The sequence below is a fragment of the Piscinibacter defluvii genome, from assembly GCF_004011805.1.
GTDB lineage: Bacteria > Pseudomonadota > Gammaproteobacteria > Burkholderiales > Burkholderiaceae_C > Piscinibacter > Piscinibacter defluvii.
The window spans coordinates 25,994-47,212 of the sequence record NZ_RCHJ01000017.1 but is presented as its reverse complement, the minus strand read 5'-3'; the positions used below and the strand labels follow the sequence as shown (position 1 = coordinate 47,212).

22 protein-coding genes are annotated in these 21,219 nt (G+C 68.6%); 4 read left to right on the top strand and 18 right to left on the bottom strand.

Going from position 1 to position 21,219, the window contains the following annotated elements:
- Positions 1–5: 5 nt before the first annotated feature.
- From D9C15_RS24785 to thpR, 7 genes are all read right to left on the bottom strand, one after another.
- A complete protein-coding gene (locus tag D9C15_RS24785; protein WP_128001169.1) occupies positions 6–1,838 on the bottom strand; it encodes an ABC transporter ATP-binding protein in 1,833 nt (610 codons plus the stop codon).
- A gap of 10 nt (positions 1,839–1,848) precedes the next feature.
- On the bottom strand, positions 1,849–3,288 hold the full coding sequence (locus D9C15_RS24780; protein ID WP_128001167.1) for an ABC transporter permease: 1,440 nt from the start codon (positions 3,286–3,288) through the stop codon (positions 1,849–1,851).
- Positions 3,289–3,303: 15 nt separating this feature from the next.
- Positions 3,304–4,287, bottom strand: a complete 984-nt coding sequence (locus D9C15_RS24775) for an ABC transporter permease (RefSeq protein ID WP_128001165.1) — start codon at positions 4,285–4,287, stop codon at positions 3,304–3,306.
- A gap of 2 nt (positions 4,288–4,289) precedes the next feature.
- Positions 4,290–6,524 (bottom strand): ABC transporter substrate-binding protein, encoded by a 2,235-nt coding sequence (locus D9C15_RS24770; protein WP_128001163.1) that lies wholly within the window; start codon positions 6,522–6,524, stop codon positions 4,290–4,292.
- 197 nt (positions 6,525–6,721) lie between these two features.
- Positions 6,722–7,618 carry an LD-carboxypeptidase gene (locus D9C15_RS24765; RefSeq protein WP_128001161.1) on the bottom strand — a complete coding sequence of 299 codons (897 nt, stop codon included), beginning with the start codon at positions 7,616–7,618 and terminating at the stop codon, positions 6,722–6,724.
- Entirely contained in the window at positions 7,615–8,157 is a 543-nt protein-coding gene (tadA, locus tag D9C15_RS24760; RefSeq protein ID WP_240668597.1) for a tRNA adenosine(34) deaminase TadA, read from the bottom strand. Before tadA ends, D9C15_RS24765 begins: the two co-directional genes overlap by 4 nt.
- 23 nt (positions 8,158–8,180) lie before the next feature.
- On the bottom strand, positions 8,181–8,744 hold the full coding sequence (thpR, locus tag D9C15_RS24755) for an RNA 2',3'-cyclic phosphodiesterase (RefSeq protein ID WP_128001157.1): 564 nt from the start codon (positions 8,742–8,744) through the stop codon (positions 8,181–8,183).
- A gap of 1,408 nt (positions 8,745–10,152) precedes the next feature.
- Here thpR and D9C15_RS24750 point away from each other — a divergent pair.
- From D9C15_RS24750 to D9C15_RS24735, 4 genes are all read left to right on the top strand, one after another.
- On the top strand, positions 10,153–10,545 hold the full coding sequence (locus D9C15_RS24750; RefSeq protein WP_240668584.1) for a DUF1579 domain-containing protein: 393 nt from the start codon (positions 10,153–10,155) through the stop codon (positions 10,543–10,545).
- Positions 10,545–11,666 (top strand): helix-turn-helix transcriptional regulator, encoded by a 1,122-nt coding sequence (locus tag D9C15_RS24745; RefSeq protein ID WP_128001153.1) that lies wholly within the window; start codon positions 10,545–10,547, stop codon positions 11,664–11,666. Before D9C15_RS24750 ends, D9C15_RS24745 begins: the two co-directional genes overlap by 1 nt.
- Positions 11,667–11,778: 112 nt before the next feature.
- Positions 11,779–12,564, top strand: coding sequence for a sterol desaturase family protein (locus D9C15_RS24740; RefSeq protein ID WP_164886845.1), 786 nt, complete (start codon positions 11,779–11,781; stop codon positions 12,562–12,564).
- Positions 12,561–12,989 carry a DUF2147 domain-containing protein gene (locus D9C15_RS24735; RefSeq protein ID WP_128001150.1) on the top strand — a complete coding sequence of 143 codons (429 nt, stop codon included), beginning with the start codon at positions 12,561–12,563 and terminating at the stop codon, positions 12,987–12,989. Before D9C15_RS24740 ends, D9C15_RS24735 begins: the two co-directional genes overlap by 4 nt.
- On the opposite strand, the gene D9C15_RS24730 is transcribed toward D9C15_RS24735, so the two are convergent.
- The 11 genes from D9C15_RS24730 to D9C15_RS24685 all read right to left on the bottom strand — a co-directional run bounded on the left by D9C15_RS24730 (position 12,983) and on the right by D9C15_RS24685 (position 20,752).
- The gene (locus tag D9C15_RS24730; protein WP_128001148.1) at positions 12,983–13,558 is read right to left on the bottom strand and encodes a Spy/CpxP family protein refolding chaperone; all 576 of its coding nucleotides are present in this window, start codon (positions 13,556–13,558) and stop codon (positions 12,983–12,985) included. The two genes, D9C15_RS24735 and D9C15_RS24730, sit on opposite strands and share 7 nt — an antisense overlap.
- Entirely contained in the window at positions 13,555–14,013 is a 459-nt protein-coding gene (locus tag D9C15_RS24725) for a rhodanese-like domain-containing protein (protein ID WP_240668583.1), read from the bottom strand. Before D9C15_RS24725 ends, D9C15_RS24730 begins: the two co-directional genes overlap by 4 nt.
- 26 nt (positions 14,014–14,039) lie before the next feature.
- A complete protein-coding gene (locus tag D9C15_RS24720) occupies positions 14,040–15,329 on the bottom strand; it encodes an MFS transporter (protein WP_128001146.1) in 1,290 nt (429 codons plus the stop codon).
- Positions 15,326–16,081 carry an MBL fold metallo-hydrolase gene (locus D9C15_RS24715; protein WP_128001145.1) on the bottom strand — a complete coding sequence of 252 codons (756 nt, stop codon included), beginning with the start codon at positions 16,079–16,081 and terminating at the stop codon, positions 15,326–15,328. Before D9C15_RS24715 ends, D9C15_RS24720 begins: the two co-directional genes overlap by 4 nt.
- A gap of 14 nt (positions 16,082–16,095) precedes the next feature.
- Positions 16,096–16,446, bottom strand: a complete 351-nt coding sequence (locus D9C15_RS24710) for a DsrE/DsrF/TusD sulfur relay family protein (protein WP_128001144.1) — start codon at positions 16,444–16,446, stop codon at positions 16,096–16,098.
- A complete protein-coding gene (locus D9C15_RS24705; protein ID WP_128001143.1) occupies positions 16,443–17,105 on the bottom strand; it encodes an ArsR/SmtB family transcription factor in 663 nt (220 codons plus the stop codon). The genes D9C15_RS24710 and D9C15_RS24705 overlap by 4 nt, the downstream gene beginning before the upstream one ends.
- 13 nt (positions 17,106–17,118) lie before the next feature.
- Positions 17,119–18,294, bottom strand: a complete 1,176-nt coding sequence (locus D9C15_RS24700) for an MFS transporter (RefSeq protein ID WP_128001142.1) — start codon at positions 18,292–18,294, stop codon at positions 17,119–17,121.
- A 143-nt stretch (positions 18,295–18,437) separates the two neighbouring features.
- Entirely contained in the window at positions 18,438–18,977 is a 540-nt protein-coding gene (locus D9C15_RS34610) for a PD-(D/E)XK nuclease family protein (protein ID WP_375138820.1), read from the bottom strand.
- Positions 18,964–19,419 carry a CFI-box extended C-terminal domain-containing protein gene (locus D9C15_RS24695; protein WP_128001141.1) on the bottom strand — a complete coding sequence of 152 codons (456 nt, stop codon included), beginning with the start codon at positions 19,417–19,419 and terminating at the stop codon, positions 18,964–18,966. Before D9C15_RS24695 ends, D9C15_RS34610 begins: the two co-directional genes overlap by 14 nt.
- Complete coding sequence (locus D9C15_RS24690; protein ID WP_128001140.1) at positions 19,419–19,721, bottom strand: hypothetical protein; 303 nt, start codon at positions 19,719–19,721, stop codon at positions 19,419–19,421. The genes D9C15_RS24695 and D9C15_RS24690 overlap by 1 nt, the downstream gene beginning before the upstream one ends.
- A complete protein-coding gene (locus D9C15_RS24685) occupies positions 19,718–20,752 on the bottom strand; it encodes a PRTRC system protein D (RefSeq protein WP_128001139.1) in 1,035 nt (344 codons plus the stop codon). The genes D9C15_RS24690 and D9C15_RS24685 overlap by 4 nt, the downstream gene beginning before the upstream one ends.
- Positions 20,753–21,219 lie beyond the last annotated feature (467 nt).

Sequence of the window (21,219 nt, the reverse complement as noted above, 5' to 3'; positions counted from 1 at the left end):
CGGATTCAGGCGGAGATGCGCGGCACCGCCGCGAGCAGCGTGCGGGTGTAGTCGGAGCGCGGCGCGCCCAGCACCTCGTCGACGCTGCCCTGCTCCTCGATGCGGCCGCGCTGCATCACCGCCACGCGATCGGCGATGTACTCGACCACGCCGATGTTGTGCGTGATGAAGAGGTACGAGACCCCGGTGTCGCGCTGCAGGTCGCGCAGCAGGTTCAGGATCTGCGCCTGCACCGAGACGTCCAGTGCCGAGGTCGGCTCGTCGCAGACGATCAGCCGCGGTTCGACCGCCAGCGCACGCGCGATCGCGATGCGCTGGCGCTGCCCGCCGGAGAACTCGTGCGGGTAGCGCTGCAGCCAGTCGGGCCGCAGGCCGATCTGCTCGATCAGGCGCTGCAGCCGCTCGCGGCGCTGGGCCGCGTCGAGTTCGGGGCGCAGCGCGAGCAGCCCCTCCTCGAGGATGTCGGACACGCGCATGCGCGGGTCGAGCGAACCGAACGGGTCCTGGAACACGATCTGCACCGAGCGGCGCGCCTGGCGCAGCGCCTCGCCCTCCAGCTTGAACAGGTCCTGGCCCTCGAACAGCGCCTGGCCGTCGATGCGCGCCTGGTGGCGCAGCAGCTGCACGATGGCCTTGCCGGTGGTGGTCTTGCCGCAGCCCGACTCGCCCACCAGCGCCAGCGTGCGACCGGACGGGATCTCGAAGGACACGCCGTCCACCGCGACGAAGGCGCCGTGCTCGCGCTGCAGCAGGCCGCGCCGGATCGGGAAGCGCACCTTCAGGTCGTTCACCTGCAGCAGCGGCCGGCTTTCGCCGGCCGCGCGCGGCGCCTCGTAGCGCAGCGGCATCGCCGCCGGGGCCGGCTCGGCCGCCGCGGCAGCGTCCGCCCCGCGGTAGAGCAGGCAGCGCACCTGCGCCGCGCCGGCCGGCAGCAGCGCAGGCGGCGTGCTGCGGCACTCGTCCCAGGCGCGCGGGCAGCGCGGCGCGAAGCGGCAGCCGGTGAAGGCCTCGTGCAGCGGCGGCACGGTGCCGGCGATGGCCGTCAGCGCCTCGCCGCGCTTGGCCGAGTCGGGCAGCGCACGCAGCAGCGCCTGGGCATAGGGATGGCGCGGCCGCTCGAAGAACTCCTGCGCCGAAGCCAGCTCGACGATCTGGCCCGCATACATCAGCGCCACTTGCTGGGCCATGCCGGACACGACCGCGAGGTCGTGCGTGATCAGCAGCAGGCCCATGCCCTCCTCCTTCTGCAGCCGCTTCAGCAGCTCGAGGATCTGCGCCTGGATGGTGACGTCGAGCGCGGTGGTCGGCTCGTCGGCGATCAGGAAGTCGGGCTCGCAGGCCAGCGTCATCGCGATCATCACGCGCTGCTTCTGGCCGCCCGAGAGGCGGAACGGGTATTCGTCGATGCGCCGCTCGGGCTCGGGGATGCCGACCTTGCCGAGCCACTCGATCGCCTTGGCGCGCGCCGCGGCACCGCGCAGCTCGGTGTGTGCCTCGATCGCCTCGACGATCTGGTCGCCCACGCGCATCACCGGGTTCAGGCTGGTGGCCGGCTCCTGGAAGATCATGCCGATGCGCCCGCCGCGCACCGCGCGCATCGAGGCCTCGGGCAGTGCCAGCAGGTCGTGCTCGCCGAGCTGCACCCGGCCGCCGGCCACGCCGCCGTTGTCCGGCAGCAGGCGCATCAGCGCCAGCGCCGTCATGCTCTTGCCGCAGCCGGACTCGCCCACCAGCGCGAAGGTCTCGCCGCGGCGGATCGCGAGCGAGAGCCCGTCGATCGCGCGCACCAGCCCGACCTCCGCGTCGAGCACCACCTTCAGGTCGTCGATCTTCAGCATCGCGAGCCCTTCAGGAGACCTGGCGCACGAGGCGCGGGCGCAGGCTGCGGGCGCGCGGGTCGAACGCGTCGCGCACGCCATCGGCGAACAGGTTGGCCGCCAGCACCAGCGTGACCATGAAGCCGAACGCGGCCGCGAAGCTCCACCAGACGATCGGGTCGCGGCTCATCTCGCTGCGCGCGAAGTTGATCATGCCGCCGAAGCTGTTCATCGCCGGATCGACACCGACGCCGACGTAGGTCAGCACCGCCTCGTACAGGATCAGGTCGGAGAAGCTCAGCACGGTCGTGATCAGCACCAGGTGCATCACGTTGGGCGCGATGTGGCGCGCCATCGTGCGCACCGGGCCGACGCCGAAGGCGGTGGCGGCCTGCACGAACTCGAGCTCGCGCAGCTTGAGCGTCTCGCCGCGCACCAGGCGGCACAGCGTGGCCCAGCCGGTGACGCCGAGGATCACGCAGAGCAGGAAGATCTTCAGGTCCGAGCGCTCCAGGCCGGTCTCGAACAGGTCGGGATTCTTGTCGAGGAACACCTGCACCATCAGCACGCAGGCGGCGATCAGCAGCACGTTGGGCACCGAGCTGAGCGTGGTGTAGGCGTACTGGATCACCTCGTCGACCCAGCCGCGGAAGTAACCCGCCAGGATGCCCAGCACCACCGCGAAGGGCAGCGTGGCGACGGTGGCCAGCGTGCCGATCACGAAGGCGGTGCGCACGCTCTTGAGCGACTGCACCAGCACGTCGTTGCCGGTGCGGTCGGTGCCCAGCACGTGGTAGTGGCCCATCAGGCCGACCGTGGCGCCGCCGACCAGGCCGATGGCCAGCGCGGTGAGCCAGGCGGCACGCAGCGGCAGGTCGGTGCGGTCGGCCAGCACGTCGCGCACGGCCGCACCGAGCCCGCCGTGGGAGCGGCGCAATGCCGCGCCGAAGGCGAGCAGCACCAGCCCGGACAGCAGCGCGCCGACGGCCGCGCCTGTGAGCGCGCGCGCCACCAGGTCGCCGGCCCATTGCGTGGCCGGGTCGCTCAGGTGCGCGCCGCCGAACGCCAGGCGCGGGTAGTCGCGCACCATCTCGCCGTTGCGCTCGATCGCCTGCTTCTCGTGGCCGAGATAGGCCAGCGGCTCCGAGTAGCTGAATTCGCGCATGCCGATCTGGCGCGCCAGCAGCAGGTCGAGCACGCTTTCGGTGTTGGTGGCGTAGAACACCGGCGCATCGGCCGGCGCACCCGCCACCGGGGGCAACGCGCGGCGGAAGTGGATGCTGTCGGCCAGCGTGACCAGCGCGAACAGCGCCAGCACGATGCCGGCCGACAGCGCGGCCGGGTCGCGCAGCACCTTGAGCCAGGTGGCGCGCAGGTTGCGGTCGGTGCGGATGCGCCACAGGTACCAGCCGAGCGCGGCCAGCATCAGGTAGAGCACGGCATCGGTCCAGAGCAGGACGAACTTAGGCATGTCGATGTCTCTTGCTCACGAAAGCCGCACGCGCGGGTCGGCCCAGGTGTAGGCCACGTCGATGATCACGTAGCTCGCGATGTAGAGCAGCGCGCCGAGGAACACCATCGAGCGCACGATCGCGAAGTCCTGCCCAGTGATCGCCTCGATCACGAAGGCGCCCAGGCCCGGGATGCCGAAGAAGCTCTCGAACACCAGGCTGCCGAGGAACACGTAGGGCAGGTACGAGCCGGCGCTGGTGATGATCGGGATCAGCGCGTTCTTCAGCACGTGGCGGAACAGCACCACTGCCTCCGACAGGCCCTTGGCGCGTGCGGTGCGCACGTAGTCCTTGCCGATCTCCTCGAGGAACATCGCGCGGTACAGGCGCGCCTCGGTGCCCAGGCGCGAGAGCAGCGAGAGCACGACCGGCAGCACCAGGAACTTGACCGCGTCCAGCCCTGGCGCGTAGCCGTTGATCGGCACCAGGCGCAGCACGCGCGAGAACAGGTACTGGCCGACGATGATGTAGAACAGGCTCGAGATCGAGAGCATCAGCACGCACAGCACCACGCCCCAGAAGTCGATGCGTGAATGCCTGAAGAACACCAGCAGCAGCGCGAACGCCGTGCTCGCGATCACCTGCAGGATGAACAGCGGCAGCGCGAGCTGCAGGCTCACCCACATGCGCTCCTTGATCTCGTGGCCGATGTCGATCGCGTTGCGCGCGTCGGAGCGGCCGAACTGCAGCGCGAAGAGCGACACCGAGCGCTCCCAGACGATCGTCTCGGTCAGCTTCGAGCTGCCCTGCGCCTTCGCATTCCAGTACAGCGGCTTGTCGTAGCCGCGCTCGGCCTTCCACTTGTCGATCTGCTCCTGCGTGACGCGCTTGCCGCCGATGTTCAGCCGCGCCATGTCGTCGGGCGTGTTGACGGTGAAGAACAGCGCGAAGGTGAACAGGTTCACCCCGATCAGGATCAGCACGCCGTAGCCGAGACGGCGGATCAGGTAGTTCAGCATGTTCAGGCTCCCGACGGCGAGAGCCGCGCCGGCCGGGCCGTGGCGCGCTGGCGCGCCCGGTAGCTGCGCCAGGCCACGGCCGCGAGCGCCAGCAGCGCCAGCGCGATCAGCACCAGCGGCCAGCGCACCGGATGGTTCCACTCGGACTGCTTCGCGACGCGCATCGCCGGGTCGACGCGGTAGTACTTGGCCAGGTCGCGCACCACGATGGTCGGCTTGCCGTTGTGCGCCCAGGGCTGGAAGGCCAGCGCCACGTAGGGCCAGTAGCCCCAGGCCCAGGGCGCGTCCTCGCGCACGATGGCCACCATCTGGTCGATCACCTTCTGCTTCTCCGGGCCGTCGTCCATGGTCTGCATCTGGCGGTACAGCCGGTCGTACTCGGGGTTGCTGTAGTTGGCCGCGTTCTCGCCCTGGGTCGGGTACTTCGCGTTCGGACCGTAGAGCAGGAACAGGAAGTTCTCGGCATCCGGGTAGTCGGCCAGCCAGCCCCACCAGAAGATCTGCTGCTTGCCCTTGAGCATCTTGTCCTGGAACTGGTTGTAGTCGGTGGCGCGGATCTCCAGCTGCACGCCGAGCTTGCCGAACTGCTTGACCATCCAGTCGAGCTCGGCCTTGATCTCCGGCGTGGGCGTGCGCTGGTAGTCGTAGTTCAGCACCAGCGGCTTGCCGGTGGCGGCGTCGCGCCCGTCCGGATAGCCGGCCTCAGCGAGCAGCTTCTTCGCCTCGTCGAGCGGGCGGCGCACGATCTGGTCGCCCTCCTTGCGGTGCGTGACCGGGTTGAAGCCCTCGGGCGTTCCCTCGCGCGAGCCGAACACGCCCGGCGGCACCGGGCCGTGCGCGGCCAGGCCGGCCTTGGTGCGGAAGATCTTGCCGTAGCCCTCCTCCCAGTCGATCGCGATCGAGAGCGCCTGGCGCAGCTTGCGGTTCTTCGCCTGCCGCTCGGGCGTGTCGCCCTTGCCGACCACCGGATCGAGCCAGTTGAAGCCGAGGTACCAGTTGTTGATGTCGGTGGTCTGCGGGAAGCTGTAGCCGCGCTGTTCGTAGAACTGGCGAACGCGGTCGGAGTCTTCCATGTCGACGCGAAAGTCCACGCCCCACTCGGGCCGCTCGATCTCCGGCACGTCGAGGTAGCCCTGCTTGAACAGCTCCTTGCGCGGCACCCGTTCCTTGACGATGGTCGACACGATGGTGTCGATGAAGGGCATGGTCTTGCCGCAGTCCTCGAGCAGCCCCTTCTCCTTGTCGCCCGGCTCGCCCTCGCAGGGGTAGGGTTCGCCGCGGTAGTTGGGGTTGCGCTTCATCACGTGCCGGCGGTCCTGCACGTACTCGGTCATCATGTAAGGGCCGGTGCCCACCGGCCACTTCACCAGCGACAGGCCGTTCTCGTTCATGCCCGGTTGCGCGTAGAAGGCGTCGGCCTCCCAGGGCACCGGGGCGGTGAAGGTCATCGCCAGCCAGTACTTCCACTGCGGGTACTTGCCCTTGATGCGCAGTCGCAGCGTGTGGCTGTCCAGCGCCTGCGCGCCCTCCAGCGGCCACTGGCGGAAGTCGAGGAAGGGCTTGTCGGGGCTGGACTGCGACAGGCCAGCGAGCAGCTTGGCGTCCTCGGTCTTGACGCGCTCGGCGTACTCCTTCAGCCCGACCAGGTACTCGGAGAAGATCGCGAAGATCGGCGCCTCGATGCGCGTGGTCGCATGGCGCTTGAAGGCGTAGACGTAGTCTTCGGCCACCAGTTCGCGCGTGCCCTGCTTGTCGAACTCCCACGGCGAGCGCTTGTCGCCGACCTGGGCACGGGTCAGATGGTGGTACAGGTACTCGCCCTTGTCGTTCTTCGCGAACGCCGGGTGCGGCGCGTACAGGATGCCCTTCTTGATCCTGATGTCGTAGACGCTGTGCGCGATCTGCTCGGCCGGCGCGTCGGGCGGCAGGCGGTTGCCGGCGGCATCGAGGTAGTGGGGCTGCGCCACCGCCTCGGCCGTCTTCGGGATCAGCTCGTAGGGCCGCTTCAGGTAGTGGTAGGCGTACAGCGGCTCGTAGGCCGTGTAGGTGTAGGGCGTCTCGGGATTGCTGTATGAGGCTGTCGGGTCGAGGTAGCGCGGCGAGCGCTCGTCGAAGGAGTTGAACAGCGTGTTGGTGGCGGCCGCCCCGTCGGGGTACGGGCTGTTGTTGCAGGCGGCCAGCAGCGCAATCAGCAGCACCGCGGCACGCGCCCTCCACGTCTCGAGCAGACCGGGCATGCGGTCGTTCCCTTCGTCGTCCCTGAAGGCCGCCGCAGGCTTGGCGCGGTGCCCCCGAAAAAGATGGAGCCCCCGACGGGCACCGGCTTGTGGCCGGGCCGCCGAAAGGCAGGCGCGGATGATAAGGCCGGCGAACGGTCGTTCGCTCAGGGTTTCACCGTGCGCGCTGGAGGCGCCCCTCTATCCGCGGGTGCGGCTCACCAGGCGATGAGCACGTCGCGTGCCTGCACCACCAGGCTGACTCGCGCACCCACCGGCAGGCTCACCTTGGTGGGCACGTGCCCGAACGGGAGGCCCGTCAGCAGCGGCGTGCGGATGCGGCTGCGCACGTGGGCGATCGCGCTCTTCAGCGTGTAGCCGCGGTCCAGCGGCGAAGGTTTCCAGTCGCTGAAGGCACCCAGCAGCACGGCCTTCTGGGCATCCAGCACCCCGGCCTGCTGCAGTTGCAGCAGCATGCGCTCGACGCGGTAGGGATGCTCGTTGACGTCCTCGAGGAACAGCACGCCGCCCTTGACACGCGGGAAGTGCGGCGTGCCCAGCAGCGAGACCAGCATGCACAGGTTGCCGCCCCACAGGGTGCCGCGCGCTTCCAGCCCGTCGAAGCCCGGCTCGGTGCGAAAGCCCACCGCCTCGAGCTCGCCCGACATGGCCTCGACGAAGCAGTCGCGCGTGACCTCGTCGACCGCGTCGTCGCCTTCGCGGCCGAAGTCGTAGCAGGCCATCGGCCCGGCCCAGGTGATGCCCTTGGCATGCGCGAGCAGGCCGAGCTGCAGCGCGGTGAGGTCGCTGTGGCCGACCCAGCGCGTGCCGCGCTCGATGCTCGCGGCGATGCGCTTCCACTCGATCGCGTCCAGCAGCCGCGTCAGGCCGTAGCCGCCGCGCGTGGCCATCGCGATGGACGGCGCCTGGCCGGCGACGCGGTGCAGCGCGGCCAGGCGCGCAGCGTCGTCGCCGCCGAAGCGCTGGTGACGAGCGGCGGCATGGGCATCGATCGTCACCTCGAAGCCGAGCGCCTGCAGGCGGCGGCCTGCGCGGCGCAGGCTCGCCTTCTCGGCCACCACGCCGGCGGGGGTGAACAGGGTCAGCGACGTCATGCGAAGTCGCCCGGCTCGGTCGGCCCGATCTCGGTGGCCTCGCCGGTGGGAATGCTCGGCGCGTCCGCTTCGGCCGCGGCGCGCCGGCGCTTGTACTGTTCGCGCCGCTCGGTGAAGAACTCGCGCAGCAGCGCGCCGCATTCCTCGCCGCGCACGCCGCCGACGATCTCGGTGTGGTGGTTCAGCCGCTTCTCGGCGAAGAGATCCAGCACCGAACCGGCCGCGCCGGTCTTGGGGTCGGCGGCGCCGAACACGACGCGCTTGAAGCGCGCGTGCATCAGCGCCATCGCACACATCGCACAGGGCTCGAGCGTCACGTAGAGCTCGCACTCGGGCAGCCGATAGTTGGCCAGCAGCGTGGCCGCATGGCGCAGCGCGACGATCTCGGCATGTGCCGTCGGGTCGTGCTCGGTGATCGGCCGGTTGTAGCCGGTGGCCACCACCTGGCGGCCGTTGGGCGTGTCTCGCACGATCACCGCGCCGACCGGCACCTCGCCCACCAGCCAGGCATTGCGCGCCTGGTCGAGCGCGAGGCCCATCGCATGTTCGTCGCGCGGATCGTTCACGGCGCGTCCTGCAGCGCCCAGCGTCGCAGCACCTCGTGCCGGCCCTGGCCGATCAGGCTGCGCACCAGCACGAACTCCTTGGCGCGCCAGGCCACCGGAGGCACCGGCTGCACCGCCAGCGCGCGGTCGTCGCGCAGCAGGGTCAGGTGCGGGCGGTAGGTGCGGCGCTCGGCGAGGCCGAAGGGTTCGAGCCCGGCGCGCAGGCCGGCGGCCAGCTGCTCCAGCCCGGCGATGCCGGCACCGCGCCCGCACAGCACCAGCGGCACGCCCTGGCCGCGCGCGAAGCTGCGCACTTCGTCGAGCTTGATGTCGAAGGCCGGCTGGGCCAGCGCGTCGCCGGCCGCCGTGGCCTGGTCCAGCAGCGTCTCGGCGAGGCCGGCGTGGTCGCCCAGGAAGGCAAGCGTGACGTGGTAGCGGTCCATGCCGAGCGGCCGCCCTTGCAGGCCGTGCAGCTGCGCCAGCTGCTGCGCGAGCGCATGGACCTGCGCCGCCGTGGCGGCGTCGGGCTGGACGGCGAAGAAGAGCCGGTCGGTCGCACCGGGCTGGCGGGTCACACCCATTCGATGGTCATCCGCCGTGGGGCATGGGGGCCGGCTGGCGAGCTGCGGGCTGAGTCTGATCTACCGTCCGGATTCGACGCGCCACGTGGGACCCCGGGAATACGACAGGCCTGACTATAGGGCAGCACCGCGCGGCAGCACCGCGCCCGCTCGCTGCCGGGCGGCACACCGATGTCTGCGTCACGCGCATTCCAGTTGGCTGTGGCGGCGCGTTCAGTCGGTCGTGCCGACGGCCCGCGACCGTGCGTCGGACCAGGACTGAACCCCCTGCACGCCGCGCCCGGAAGTCGCGCTCGGGCGCCAGGAAGCGTTGCAGCGTCCGCGCAAGCAACGAGTCGCTGGAGCCGACGTGCAACTGGGCCGTTCAGGTTGTCGAGCACGTCGGCGAGGTTGAAGCTCACGTGCTCGATGTCGAGCGTGCCCCATGCGTGCAGACGTGTTCGACGGCCGGTTCCCGGGCCGCAAGACGGCGACCTCGGAGTTCGCTTCCGGGTCGATTGCGGAGGTTGGCCCCGGCGGGAGCCGTCTTCCGGTGTGCCAACCCACCCGAGCGCCCTGCTACCGGCGTTGCGGCGCCCAGCGGAACGGCCGCGGTCTCGCGCGAAGCGGGCTTGTCAGTCACTCCCACTCGATCGTCAACTCGAACCTGGTCGCCCGGGCGTAGCAGGGCCAGCGACCGGACGCAGGCCGTTTGGTACCGGCGCCGATACCGACAAACTGCCATGCCTTTGCGCTCTGCATCAAACTGGTCTCATCAAGGGCCATATCGGTCCGACGTTGAAGTATCGCAAAGGACCCGCACTGCCTCGTTTGTTGAGCGCGACGCTGAGGTAGTTCCAACCCGTCGGGCGCCACCGAATGGGCCCAGAGAACCGGCCAATGTGCGAGGCCTGACGGTATCGGCGCGGGTGGTTCCAAAGGACTTGACGGTATCGGCGACGATGCCTCTCCTCGGAGCTGACGGTATCAGGGCGGTGCGCGCTCCAGGCTTGAGGTGCCGGCGCCAGGTGATGTCTTCCAGGCGCCCGAGGCCGATACCGTCGGCACGGGAGCGGGCGCCGCGACATCTCGTCGCAGAACTCCAAATGTGCGATGTTCGCGAAGCGCGAATGAGTGGCTGCGGCGCGGTGCGCCCGGCTGGTGCCACCGAGGCTATGCCGAATCTGGACCAACCCGCGGGGTGCGTTGGCGGAGGAGTTGCTGACGCGCGGGACCAGAATGGCGGTTGACCGGCACTAGTCGCGTGGGAGGCCACCTCGTGATTCGCATAGCAGCATTCCTGCTTGTCACGCTCTTCGTCACCAGCCCTGTCGGGGCAGTTGATCCCACGCCCGAACATTGGCAACCGGTCGCGCGGCTGATCGGCACCTGGTCCGGCACTTCCACCGGATCGGCCGGCGAGGCCAGCGTGCAGCGACGCTACGTGTTCGTCATGGGCGGCCGCTACATCCACGAGACCAGCACCTCCGCCTATCCGCCACAGGAGAAGAACAAGAACGGGAAGGTGCATGAGCACTGGGGGATGTTCAGCTACGACAAGCCACGCAAGACGCTGGTGCTGCGCCAGTTCCACATCGAGAGCTTCGTCAACACCTACCGGCGCGTCGAGCCGGCTGCCGGATCGACGGCCACGCTGGTGTTCGAGAGCGAGTCGTTCGAGAACTTCAGCAATGCCTGGAAGGCGCGCGAGAGCTACGAGTTCCCGTCCGACGACGAGCTGATCGAGGTCTTCGAGCTGGCGCCGCCAGGCCAGCCCTGGCGCGTCTACAGCCGCACCCAGCTCAAGCGAGCATCGAGATGATGAGCCTGCCGGCTGGCGTGTTGGTGTGGGATCTGCTGCTGCGCGGTGCGGTCGGCGGCGTGCTGGGCTTTCACCTGATCCACCTCGCCCTGCCAGGCCCGCGCGCCGCCGCGCGGACAGCGCTGGCGGTGTTCACCCTTTCCCTGATCGCCTACCTGTTCTGCCAGCGCAGCGAACTCCTCTTCACACTGCCGCGACCGCTCGCCCTGGTCACGCTGGCGCTGTGTACCAGCGGCACGGCCTGGCTTTGGCTTGCCGCGCGCGGCTTGTTCGACGACCGCTTTGCGCTCACCGCGCCCCTGCTCGCCGCGCCGATCGCGCTGATGCTGATCGGCCTGGTGGAGAACGTGCCTCAACTGGATGCCGCTCTGGCGGGCCTACCCAGACCCGAGGGCGGCGTGCTCGAGCACCTTCATGCCGTGGCGATGCTCGGGTTCACCTGCGCCGCGCTATGGGAGGTGGCACGCGGCTGGCGCGACGACTTGGTCGAGCCGCGCCGGGCGGTCCGCCGCTGGGTGGCCCTCGGCATCGGTGTGTACGCCGCCGTGGCGCTGGTGGTCGAGCTGGCAGTGCGCGGGCGTCCGGTCGGTGCCCTGCTGCCGGCGTTGCATGTGCTGGGCATCGGCAGCGTCGCGCTGGCGCTGGCGGTGCTGGTGGCGCGGCGATCGCTTGGCGCCATCCTGGGCCTGCCGCCCGACCCCGAAACGCCGATCCCGGCTGCCGACGGGCCGGTGGCGCCCATGGCCGACCGCCCCACCGCCGCGCCGTCTCCCGCGATGGCGCGCCTGATCCGCGCGATGACCGAGGAGCAGGCCTACCGGCGTGAAGGCCTGACGCTGGCCGAGCTGGCGAGGACGCTGGAGGTCGGCGAAGCGGCGCTGCGCCGCCAGATCAACCAGGAACTCGGCTACCGCAACTTCAACGACTTCCTACACCACTACCGGCTGCAGGAAGCCTCGCAGCGGCTCATCAGCGAGGACCTGCCGATCCTGAGCATCGCGCTCGAATGCGGCTACGGCTCGATCGGCCCGTTCAACCGCGCTTTCCGGCAGCGCTTCGGCATGACGCCGACCGAGTACCGGGCTGCAGCCCGCATGGAGCGGCATCGGCAGGCCACCTGACCAAGATGGGCTGCCACGGCGACGTTTCGGCCAGACTTTGCGACGAATCGGCCAGACCGCAAGGGGCTCGCTGGCCACGATGAGGGCATCCCAACCCCATCGGAGGCCTCCCGTGCAAGATCCCTCGCTACCCCAACTGACGCTGACCATCGTCGTCATCGACTTCCTGCGCTACGCACTGGCCGCAGGCGCGGTCTGGCTGCTGGTGGAGGTGCTGCTCGGCCGCCACCTGGCCGGCCGGCGCATCCTCGACGCCACGCGCCAGCCCGGGCAGGTGCGACGCGAGTTCACCTACTCGGTCGCGACAGTGCTCATCTTCGCCGCCAACGGGCTGCTGATCTGGCTGCTGGCGAATGCCGGCACGATCGACATCTACGGCGACGTCGACGAACGCGGCTGGGTCTGGTGGTGGACCAGCCTGGTGCTGGTCATCGTCGCGCACGATGCCTGGTTCTACTGGACCCACCGCGCCCTGCACCACCGGCGCTGGTTCCGCGCGGTGCATGGCCGCCACCATGCGTCCCTGCACCCGACACCCTGGGCGGCCTACGCCTTCCATCCGGTCGAGGCGCTGGTGCAGGCGGTCTTCCTCCCGCTGTTCCTGCTGGTCGTGCCGATGCACGAGGGCGCGATCGCGGTGTTCCTCGTGCACATGATCCTGCGCAACACGATCGGCCATTGCGCCCACGAACTGCTGCCCTGGCGCTGGACGCCGCGCGGCTGGCTGGGCTGGATCACGCCAGTCAGTCACCACCACTTCCATCACGCCCGCAACCGCGGCAACTTCGGCCTCTACTTCACCTGGTGGGACCGCTGGTGCGGCACCGAAGACCCGGAGTACCTGCGCCATGGTGACGCCCGGTTCGGCGCGGGGAAGGCATCTGAGCCCGCGGCATGAGAGCCGCGCTGATCCTCGCGACGAGCGCGCTGCTCGCCGCGCCCCAGGTGCACGCACAGGCCAGCGTGACGGGTGAGTGGTGGACCCCCGGGTTCAATGCCAAGGTCCGCATCGAACCCTGCGGCGACGCGGTCTGCGGACGCATCGTGTGGCTGTGGGACGAAGCGCCGAAGAACGTAGCCGACAAGAGCCCGCTCGTCGGTCGCCTGGTGATCGACCGGATGCAGGCCGCCGAAGCCGGCTTCTGGCGCGGCGGGCGCCTCTACAACCCGGAGGACGGGCGCGACTACAAGGGTTCGCTCCACCTGCAGTCGCCGGAACGGCTGGTCGTCGACGGCTGCGTGCTGTTCATCTGCCAGACGCAGGTCTGGCGTCGCGCCGACCCGGGCCGGTGCCCGCCGGTCGCAGCGCTCTTGCCTCAGTAGCCGCGCAGCCGGTTGTAGGTCGCGACCTGCTCGGGCGAGAGCAGTTCGACTATGGCCAGGTGGTAGCGCAGATGGGTCTCGCGAAGCTGGCCCTGCGCCACGGCCGCGTTGTGCGTCGCGGTCCGCAGGGCGCCGGGCGTGGCCGCCTTGGTCTTGAAGAGTGCATCGAGCGCCCCCTCGGCCGTGATGACTTCCTCCCCAGCGGATTTGGCCTCCTGCTGCATCTGTGCGAACAGCGCCTGCGTGCGGCTCTTCTGCTCGGCTGTCAACTTCAGCGGCTCGGCCAACTCGAGCGCGTGCGAGGGGCCCGGGTAGCCGTTCAGTTCGGCCGGCAGCGCCAGCGACATGCCCTTGCCGGCCCGCAGGTCGCTCAGCTGCTGTTCGGACAAGGCCTTGATGGCACGCTCCTGCATGCCGGCGTAAGGGCCGTGGGCCTGATTGGAAGGCGTGGTCGCCCCGTGCTCGCGATGGGTCGCACCCGTGTGCTGCGCAAAGGCCGCTGGCAGCCATGCACAGAGGGCCACCAGGGCAAGTTGGAAGGGTTTCATGCGTCGCGCTCCGTTGCTCATCTCTTCTTCGCCGCTCGCGCGTTGGCCTCCAGGCCGCCGCGTGCCTTCCATTCTCCATAACCGCCGTGCAGGATGCGAACGTTCTCGTAACCGTCCATGCGCAAGGCCATTGCCACCTGGCCCGAGAACGAACTGGTGTTGCAGTAGACGAGGATGGTCTTGTCCTTGGGCAGCTTGCCGCGCTCCGCGAACACCTTGCGCCACTCGATGTTGACGGCGCCGGGGATGTGGTCCATGGCGAACTGCCCGGCGTCGCGCACATCAAGCACGAACAGCTTCTTGTAGTCGTCAGCAGGAATCTGCTCCGCCATCAGGGTGCCGCTGTTGTAGTCGACGAAGTCGAAATAGCCCTCGATGGCGTTGGCCGTGGCCTTGTCGACCTGCGCGTGGGCGGCCGGTGTCAGCGCGGTGAAGGTGACAAGAACGAAGGACAGGGCAAGGCGGTGTGAGGTCACGGAGTCTCCGATGGATGCACAGGGAATCAGGTGGCGGGGTTCAGGCGAGGGTGTGTCTCCTCGCCCCAGCGATGCAGCACGGCGCCCGACGCCAGCATCGCGACGGCCACGAACCAGAAGGCGCTTTCGAGCTGCCCGCCCAGGGCGGCCGCCGCACCAAGCCCAAGCGCGCCGATGCCGTAGCCCAGATCGCGCCAGAAGCGGTAGATGCCAATGGCCGAAGCCCGCCAGTTGGGATGCGCGATGTCGGCGACAGCGGCGCTCAGGTTCGGGTACAGCATCGCCATGCCCAGACCAGCGACGGCGGCCGAGGTGCTCCACCACCCTGCCCCTGAGCCCAGCGGCATGAGCGCCACGCCCGCGCCGCAGATCCACATACCCCAGGCGTTGAGCTGGTGCCGCCCCAAACGATCGGACAGCTTGCCGGTGAAGAACTGCGCGGCGCCCCAGGTGAAGCCATAGACGCCGACGATCCAGCCGATGCCGGGCAGGCCGACACCTTGCTGATGCAGATAGATCGGCCAGAAGGCCCAGACCAGCGCGTCGACGAACTTCTCCACCAGGCCAGCCTGGCACAGCGCGGCCATGCGGCGATCACGCCAGCTCATCAGCGCAAACACCTCTCGGGTCGTCGGCCGCTCGCTGACTCCGCTCGGATAGCGCGGGCGCAACGACGACGCTGACGGCATCGCATGCCGCTTCACCTCGGCCTGTGCCCATGGCAGCGTCTCGGCCACGCCGATCCACGCGAGTAGGGTCGCCAGCCCGATGACCACCGCGCCGAACCAAATGAGTCCGTCCCGCGCGCCCCACAACGAGGCCGCATAGCCCGTGGCGATGCCGGCGATGGCCACGCCGACGTAGCCGGCGAACTCGTTCAGCCCGATGACCAGCCCGCGCTGGTCGGCACGGGTCAGATCGAGCTTGGCGGTCTGCGTCATCGACCAGGTGAGGCCCTGGTTCACGCCCAGCAGCACCGTCGCGGCCACGATCCAGCCCCACGAGGGCGCGAAGTACACCAGCGGCGGAATCGGCCAGGCCACCAACCAGCCGACCAGCAGCACCTGCTTGCGCCCGATGCGCTCGGCCAGGCGACCGGCGACGAAGTTCATCGCCCCCTTCACGAAGCCGAAGGCCACGACGAAGGCCACCAGGAGCATGAACGAGCCGCGCGGCACGCCGAACTCGGTCTCGGCCAGCGCCGGGACGACGTTGCGCATCATGCCGATGGTCATGCCGACGAGCAGGACCTGCAGCAGCTGATGCAGCACCTGGCCCAGGTTGGCGCGGATGCCGAAGGCCGCAGCCGGATTCATGGATGAGCAGGCTCCGGAGCGATCCCGCGCAGATTGGCCGCGACGATGCTCGCCATGTCGGCCGGCTGCGGCGGAATCTCCGCCGTCAGGGCCGCGACGAACTCGTCCCTCCCCATCGACAGCATCGGGTTGAAGCGCTTCTCGAAGCCGATCGTCGATGCGGGTTTGCCGGACAGGCCGGCGCCGCAAGCACTGCCGGCTTGGTGCCCCGGGTAGATCTCCAGCTCGGGCGGCAGCGTCATCAGCTTGTGCTGCAGCGTGTCGTGGAGCTGCGCGGCCATCTCCCGCTCGCGACCCGCGAGATCCGGCCGACCCACGGCACCGACGAACAGCGTGTCGCCCGTGATGAGGAACCAGGGTTCGTCGCCGCGTCGCAGGTCGCGCACCAGCAAGCAGATGCTGTCCGGCGTGTGGCCGGGTGTATGAAGTACATCGACGAGCACATTGCCGGCTTCCAGCCGCTGACCATCGCGCAGCGGTTGGAAGGCGAACGAGACCCGGCCCTGGTTGCTCTCGTGCAGGCAGTAGGGAGCCTGCACGCGACGGGCCAGTTCCGGGCCACCCGAGTAGTGATCGGCGTGCACATGGGTGTCGATGACAAAGGCGATGCGGACACCAGCCTTCTCCGCCTCGGCGATGAACCAGTCCTCGTCGCCGGCCACGACATCGACCGCCACGGCCTTTTGGTGCCCGGCACAGCCGAAGAAGTACGACAGCGTCGCGTTGGCTGCGGCGTGTTGGCGGAAGAACATGCGGGCCTCCTCGTTCAGAACACCAGGACCTTGTCGGCCCAGGTGGTCCACTGGGTGAGTTCGTCGAGGCTGCTGCGGTGCGAGCCGGCCACGAGGTCGTCGACACCGATGCCGCGCGCGTCCATGCAGGTGCCGCAGACGCCGATCGTGCCGCCGTGTTTCACGACCGACCCCAGCATCACCTCGAGGTTGTAGAAGCCGGCGGGAACCTTCTGCAAGCGGTGCGCAGCGGACGCTGCATCACCGATCAGAAACACGCGCACCTCGTTGCCCTCCTGCTTCGCCAGGGAACCCGCCAGACGCGCGCCGTTGTAGGTGCGCTCGCTGCCATAGGGCGCGTCGTTGAGGATCAGCAGCGTCCTCATGCGTCACCCTCGACGAGCGGCAGGCCTCGGGCACGCCACTCGGCGACACCATCGGTCAGATGGAAGGCGCGGTAGCCCTTCTTGCGCAGCAGTTCGACGGCGTCTTTGGCCATCAGGCAGAACGGGCCGCGGCAATAGGCCACGACCGGCACATCCTTCGGCAGCTCGGCCAATCGCTTCTTCAACTCGTCCACGGGCAGCGAACGCGCATGCGGCAGGTGCGCCGATGCGAACTCCGCCGGCGGGCGCACGTCCAGCACCAGCACTTCACCGGCCTTCGCCTTCTTGAGGATGCCGGCGCGATCGACACCTTCCAGCTCGTCACCATGCTCGACGAGGGAGGCCAGGGCCACCTGCAGCTCGACCAAGCGCTCCTCGGCCTCCGAGCGAAGGTTCACCCAGAGGTCGGCGACACCCGGACTGGCGAGCCGGTACAGCACGTACTTGCCGTCCCGGCGTGTATCGACGAGGCGCGCCAGGCGCAATTCCTTCAGGTGCGCGCTGGCGAGCTTGATGCTGATCTCCGCCTGGGCCGCGAGCATCTCGACGGTCTTCTCGGACTGGCAGAGCAGTTCGATCAGTTCGAGGCGCTTCGGACTGGCCAGGGCTTTGCCGAGCCGGGCCACCTGGTCATAGAGCTGGTTCTTCAGTTCGCGCATGGCAGTGCCCTCGTCAAGCGGTGGCGGTCGCCGACTGGCGCCGCGTCCATGCCAGCGCCAGCAGCGCGAGCGCGGCGGTTGCGAGCCACGGGAGCAGCAGCAGGTTCGTCATCTGCCAGCCGGCCGCATCGAGCAGCGCGCCGGCGCCCAAGGAACTCAACAGACCGACCACGAAGATCGACAGATCGTTGGTGGCCTGGGCACGTCCGCGCTCGGCGGCTGTATAGGTCGTTGTCAGCAAGGTCGTGCCACCGACGTAGAGGAAGTTCCAGCCGACCCCGAGCAGGATGAGCGCGGCTGCGAAGGACTCGAATCCGGTGCCGGTGAGCGTGGTCAGGACATGTCCCGTCAGCAGTGCGACACCAGTCAGCATGACGCGCAACACACCGAAGCGGGCGATCAGCGAGCCGGTGAAGAACGACGGCAGGAACATGCCGAGCACATGGAGCTGGATGACCGTCGCGGCATCGGCCAATGCATGGTGGTGATGAGTCATCGCGATCGGCGTCGCGGTCATCGCCAGGATCATCACGCCGTAGCCCGTAGCGGCGGCGAACAGCGCCACCAGGTAAGTCGGCTGCCGGACGATCAGGGCCAGCGGGCGGGCCACGAGACCCGCTTGTGCAGGCGGTGCCGCAGGCATCTGCAGCCGGGTCAGCAGCAACGCGGCCACCAGCGAGACCAGCGCCAGTAACAGGAAAGAGCCGACATAGGTCGGCGACAGCATCGGCCCGCCAAGCCTGCCGATGGCCGGCCCGAGCAAGGCAGCCACGATGCCGCCGGCGAGCACGAGAGAGATCGACCGTGGTCTGAAAGCGTCGTCGGCAACCTCGCCGGCAGCAAAGCGATAGAACTGCCCGAAGGCCTGATAGGCACCGACCAGAAAGGTGCCGATCGAGAGCACGACCAGCGACCCAAGCCACAAGCCGAGCGCCGCCACGACGCCGGCAAGCACTCCAAGAGTTGCCCCGAACACGAAGCCTGGCCTGCGTCCCACGCGCTCCATCCACATCGACGCCGGGACCGTGCTCACGGCAGTGCCGAGGAACATGGCCGCGATGGGTGCCGTGGCCAGGCGGGGATCACTGGTAACCAGCGCTCCGGCCAGCCCGCCGACGGCCATCACCATCACCGATGCGGTCTGGAACAACGCCTGCGCCGTCGCGAGCAGCAGGACTTGCCGATGCATCGATGATTGGATAGCCTTCATACTTACACTCTAACGTTTATTAGAATGAATGACAATGCATGTCAGCACTCCAATCGCTGGATGGCAAGGGATGGCGCGCGATGCGTCGTGAGTGGGAGGCTCTCTCGACCGAGTGACGCGGCTCAGTGGCTCAGGCGGCACTGGCTTCGGTGCGGGCATGTCATGCACACTCCCCCCGTAGTCGGGTAGTTGGGCGCCTCAGCGCCCGCCAGAAGGGCCTCGCGTCGCGCAGCAAGATCCCAAACGGCCCGGGGCGTCAACAGAGTGACCCGATGGGCGGTTCGCCGTCCGGCAGACTCCACGACAACCCACGCGATTCGAGCCACCGGCTCCCCTGTCTCTCCCGCCAGCGCGACGCGTTGCGCCGACAGTTCGATGATGTCCGACAGATGGACCCTGTCGGCTTGTCGCGTCTTGAGTTCGACCAGAACGATCAGCCCGGTGGGCCCTCGGAAAGCGCGATCCACGCGGGCGACCACCTGCATGTCGTCACCCGACCTGAATGTCCGCTCCGAGTAGGCGAGCGTGTGATCCCTCAACCCCTCGGGCATCCATTCATCGACCTTCAGGGAGAGCCTGCGAACAGTGCGTGCTGCAGCCCAGACCGCTGTCACGCAGACAACGCAACCGGCGAGAAGAATCCCGAGCTCAGTCGCTGGCATGGCTTGCCTCGTGATCAGCGAGCAGACAGGTGGCGAACCAAACCAGCGGCTTGATCGCTGCCCTCACCGCGGACCGCGTCATCGGCCACCTTTCCATCGCCCGGCACACGGTCGGCGCCAATCGGTAGTACGCAAGGATCAGGCTCCGTCCTGCACGCGTGGGTCGAAGGTACCGATCGCGGAAGCAACGCAGGACTTGCGTCTCCGGCCCTTCACCAAAGACATGCGTGGCGATGAAGCAGCGCCCTCTTCGGCCTGCTCCCGACGCGCCTTCGGACGCGAACTGCCGATGCGCCCGCAGCCCGCGCTTCAGGGCCACCCTCTGCGCGGGTGTCGGCCGCTTTCCCTCAAAGTGCTCGAAAACGACCAGCCGCTCGCAGACTCCCATCTGCGACAGCGCCGAGGCGCTGACCGCGCCTTTCTTCTTGCATCGGCGTCCCATCAATCCTCCGCACCGCCACTGACCTCGAACGCCTGGCTGGTCTGGCGCGCCACAGCTGGGTCCACGCCGACATGCGGCAGCGCCCTTGGCGCGGCCGCCATCGGCACCGGCGCCGCAACGGTCATGCCAAGAAGCCACTGCTGCGCCAGCAGGCCTTCGTGGGCGAGGAACCGCAGCCGGTTGACCCGCTTGGGGCCCTTGTTGAATCGCATCAGGTCGTCGAACAGCCGCGGGTTGTCGTCGCGCGACAACTCGAAGAGCAGCCTGACGCTGCGATCCACCTTCGTGTCGACCGCACTCATGCCCTGCCCCCTTCCGCCACCACAACGCCCGCGCCCTGCGTGGCTGCGGCCACATAGTTGGAACCCGCGATCTGATACCCGCGCACGTTCGCGAACATCGGCTCCTTGACCTCCAACACCTCATGCGACGCGAACGCCTGCTTGACCGCCTTGCGGAACAGGAAGGCGCCGCCGCCGACCAGGATCACGTTGCGCACGTCGTAGGCGGGCCCGATGCGCCGCATCATGGCCGCGACGGCCTGCCGGGCGATGCTCTCGACCATCGGCCTCATCCGCGAGAGCTGATAGGTCTTCTGGTACACGGTCAACGCCTTGCCGGTCCTCAACGCGTGGTCGATGCTGTCCAGGCCGGTGTAGGTGGAGCCGATCTCCACGCTCACGTCGTCCGCGATGAGGTTCAGGATGTCGGCCACCCCGCGGTCGACCGAATGGCTGCGCTTGTGCGACAGCTTCATGCCGCGCGCCACCAGCCAGTCGAAGGTGCGAGAGCCGGGGTCGATGACCAAGCTTTGTTCGTCCTGCATCGCGAGCACGCGGTCGTGCTGGTCCGCATAGTCGATCAACGCGCCGTGTGGCTGGGCCATGGCCAGCGCCTTGAGCACTTGCACCGACTTTCCGCCGCCCACGTCGTGCCGGCCGGTCATCAGCTTTTCGAGCGCGGTCTTGTCCGCAGCGAAGGTCGCCACGGGCAGGCCGACCACCAAGAGGTCGATGTGCTCCACCTTCATCGAGCGCATGGCGCCACGCGCCAGCGCCAGGTACTCCGGTGTGTCGATGTAGCGGTGGTGGATCTGCGTGGCGCGGAATCCGTCTCCGGCGAGGACCACGTCCGGGCCGACCTCGTAGAAGACGCTCTTGATCGGGATCGCAAACGTCCGCCGGCGTTCCGCGCCCAAGGATGCCGACGGATCGCGCGTGCTGAGGCAAGCGAGTGACGGGAAGCTGACGCAGCGGATGTCGGCGGCCGTCCCGCCCGTCGTGTACTTGGTGTAGCCGAAGCCAACGTCGATGGCTCTGACAACTGCTGTCATGGAGTTCCTCCAACAGGATCAGTGAAGACCACCCAGCATCGGACGACCGATGGCTGGCTCCCACGCGGAAGACCGTCGAACCGGGCGCGCTATCGCGATCAGGTCGCTCGCGGCGGCGACTGCGGTGGAACGCAGCTCTCGCTGCACTCCCACCTCACCGCAGCCGCAACGACGCTTCCGCAAGTCGCTCCACGGTCGCACCCGTCTCGGTCCCGTCAAGTGCCGCAGTCGCGCCAATGCCCCGCCAGACCGTCCTTTCCCGGTCGGTCGGAGACAGAGGTAGGAGAAGAGCCTGTCAACCCCTCTCGCTCTGCCAGCCGACCTCGATCACGGCGCGCTTATCGGCACATTTCGAGCTTGAGGTCCGCGTCGCGCTGGCACATGATTGCGGTGCGTCAAGCCGGTAGCTTCCACACCGGGCGCAGTGCACAGTCGCCGCGTCGAAGGAAGCCCATCAGTCCGGTGAC

Coding starts and splice junctions, on each gene's coding strand:
- D9C15_RS24785 (WP_128001169.1), bottom strand. CDS start 1,838: ATGCTGAAGATCGACGACCTGAAGGTGGTGCTCGACGCGGAGGTCGGG.
- D9C15_RS24780 (WP_128001167.1), bottom strand. CDS start 3,288: ATGCCTAAGTTCGTCCTGCTCTGGACCGATGCCGTGCTCTACCTGATG.
- D9C15_RS24775 (WP_128001165.1), bottom strand. CDS start 4,287: ATGCTGAACTACCTGATCCGCCGTCTCGGCTACGGCGTGCTGATCCTG.
- D9C15_RS24770 (WP_128001163.1), bottom strand. CDS start 6,524: ATGCCCGGTCTGCTCGAGACGTGGAGGGCGCGTGCCGCGGTGCTGCTG.
- D9C15_RS24765 (WP_128001161.1), bottom strand. CDS start 7,618: ATGACGTCGCTGACCCTGTTCACCCCCGCCGGCGTGGTGGCCGAGAAG.
- tadA (WP_240668597.1), bottom strand. CDS start 8,157: ATGGGCCTCGCGCTCGACCAGGCGCGCAATGCCTGGCTGGTGGGCGAG.
- thpR (WP_128001157.1), bottom strand. CDS start 8,744: ATGGGTGTGACCCGCCAGCCCGGTGCGACCGACCGGCTCTTCTTCGCC.
- D9C15_RS24745 (WP_128001153.1), top strand. CDS start 10,545: ATGAGCCTGCCGGCTGGCGTGTTGGTGTGGGATCTGCTGCTGCGCGGT.
- D9C15_RS24735 (WP_128001150.1), top strand. CDS start 12,561: ATGAGAGCCGCGCTGATCCTCGCGACGAGCGCGCTGCTCGCCGCGCCC.
- D9C15_RS24730 (WP_128001148.1), bottom strand. CDS start 13,558: ATGAGCAACGGAGCGCGACGCATGAAACCCTTCCAACTTGCCCTGGTG.
- D9C15_RS24720 (WP_128001146.1), bottom strand. CDS start 15,329: ATGAATCCGGCTGCGGCCTTCGGCATCCGCGCCAACCTGGGCCAGGTG.
- D9C15_RS24715 (WP_128001145.1), bottom strand. CDS start 16,081: ATGTTCTTCCGCCAACACGCCGCAGCCAACGCGACGCTGTCGTACTTC.
- D9C15_RS24710 (WP_128001144.1), bottom strand. CDS start 16,446: ATGAGGACGCTGCTGATCCTCAACGACGCGCCCTATGGCAGCGAGCGC.
- D9C15_RS24705 (WP_128001143.1), bottom strand. CDS start 17,105: ATGCGCGAACTGAAGAACCAGCTCTATGACCAGGTGGCCCGGCTCGGC.
- D9C15_RS24700 (WP_128001142.1), bottom strand. CDS start 18,294: ATGCATCGGCAAGTCCTGCTGCTCGCGACGGCGCAGGCGTTGTTCCAG.
- D9C15_RS34610 (WP_375138820.1), bottom strand. CDS start 18,977: ATGCCAGCGACTGAGCTCGGGATTCTTCTCGCCGGTTGCGTTGTCTGC.
- D9C15_RS24695 (WP_128001141.1), bottom strand. CDS start 19,419: ATGGGACGCCGATGCAAGAAGAAAGGCGCGGTCAGCGCCTCGGCGCTG.
- D9C15_RS24690 (WP_128001140.1), bottom strand. CDS start 19,721: ATGAGTGCGGTCGACACGAAGGTGGATCGCAGCGTCAGGCTGCTCTTC.
- D9C15_RS24685 (WP_128001139.1), bottom strand. CDS start 20,752: ATGACAGCAGTTGTCAGAGCCATCGACGTTGGCTTCGGCTACACCAAG.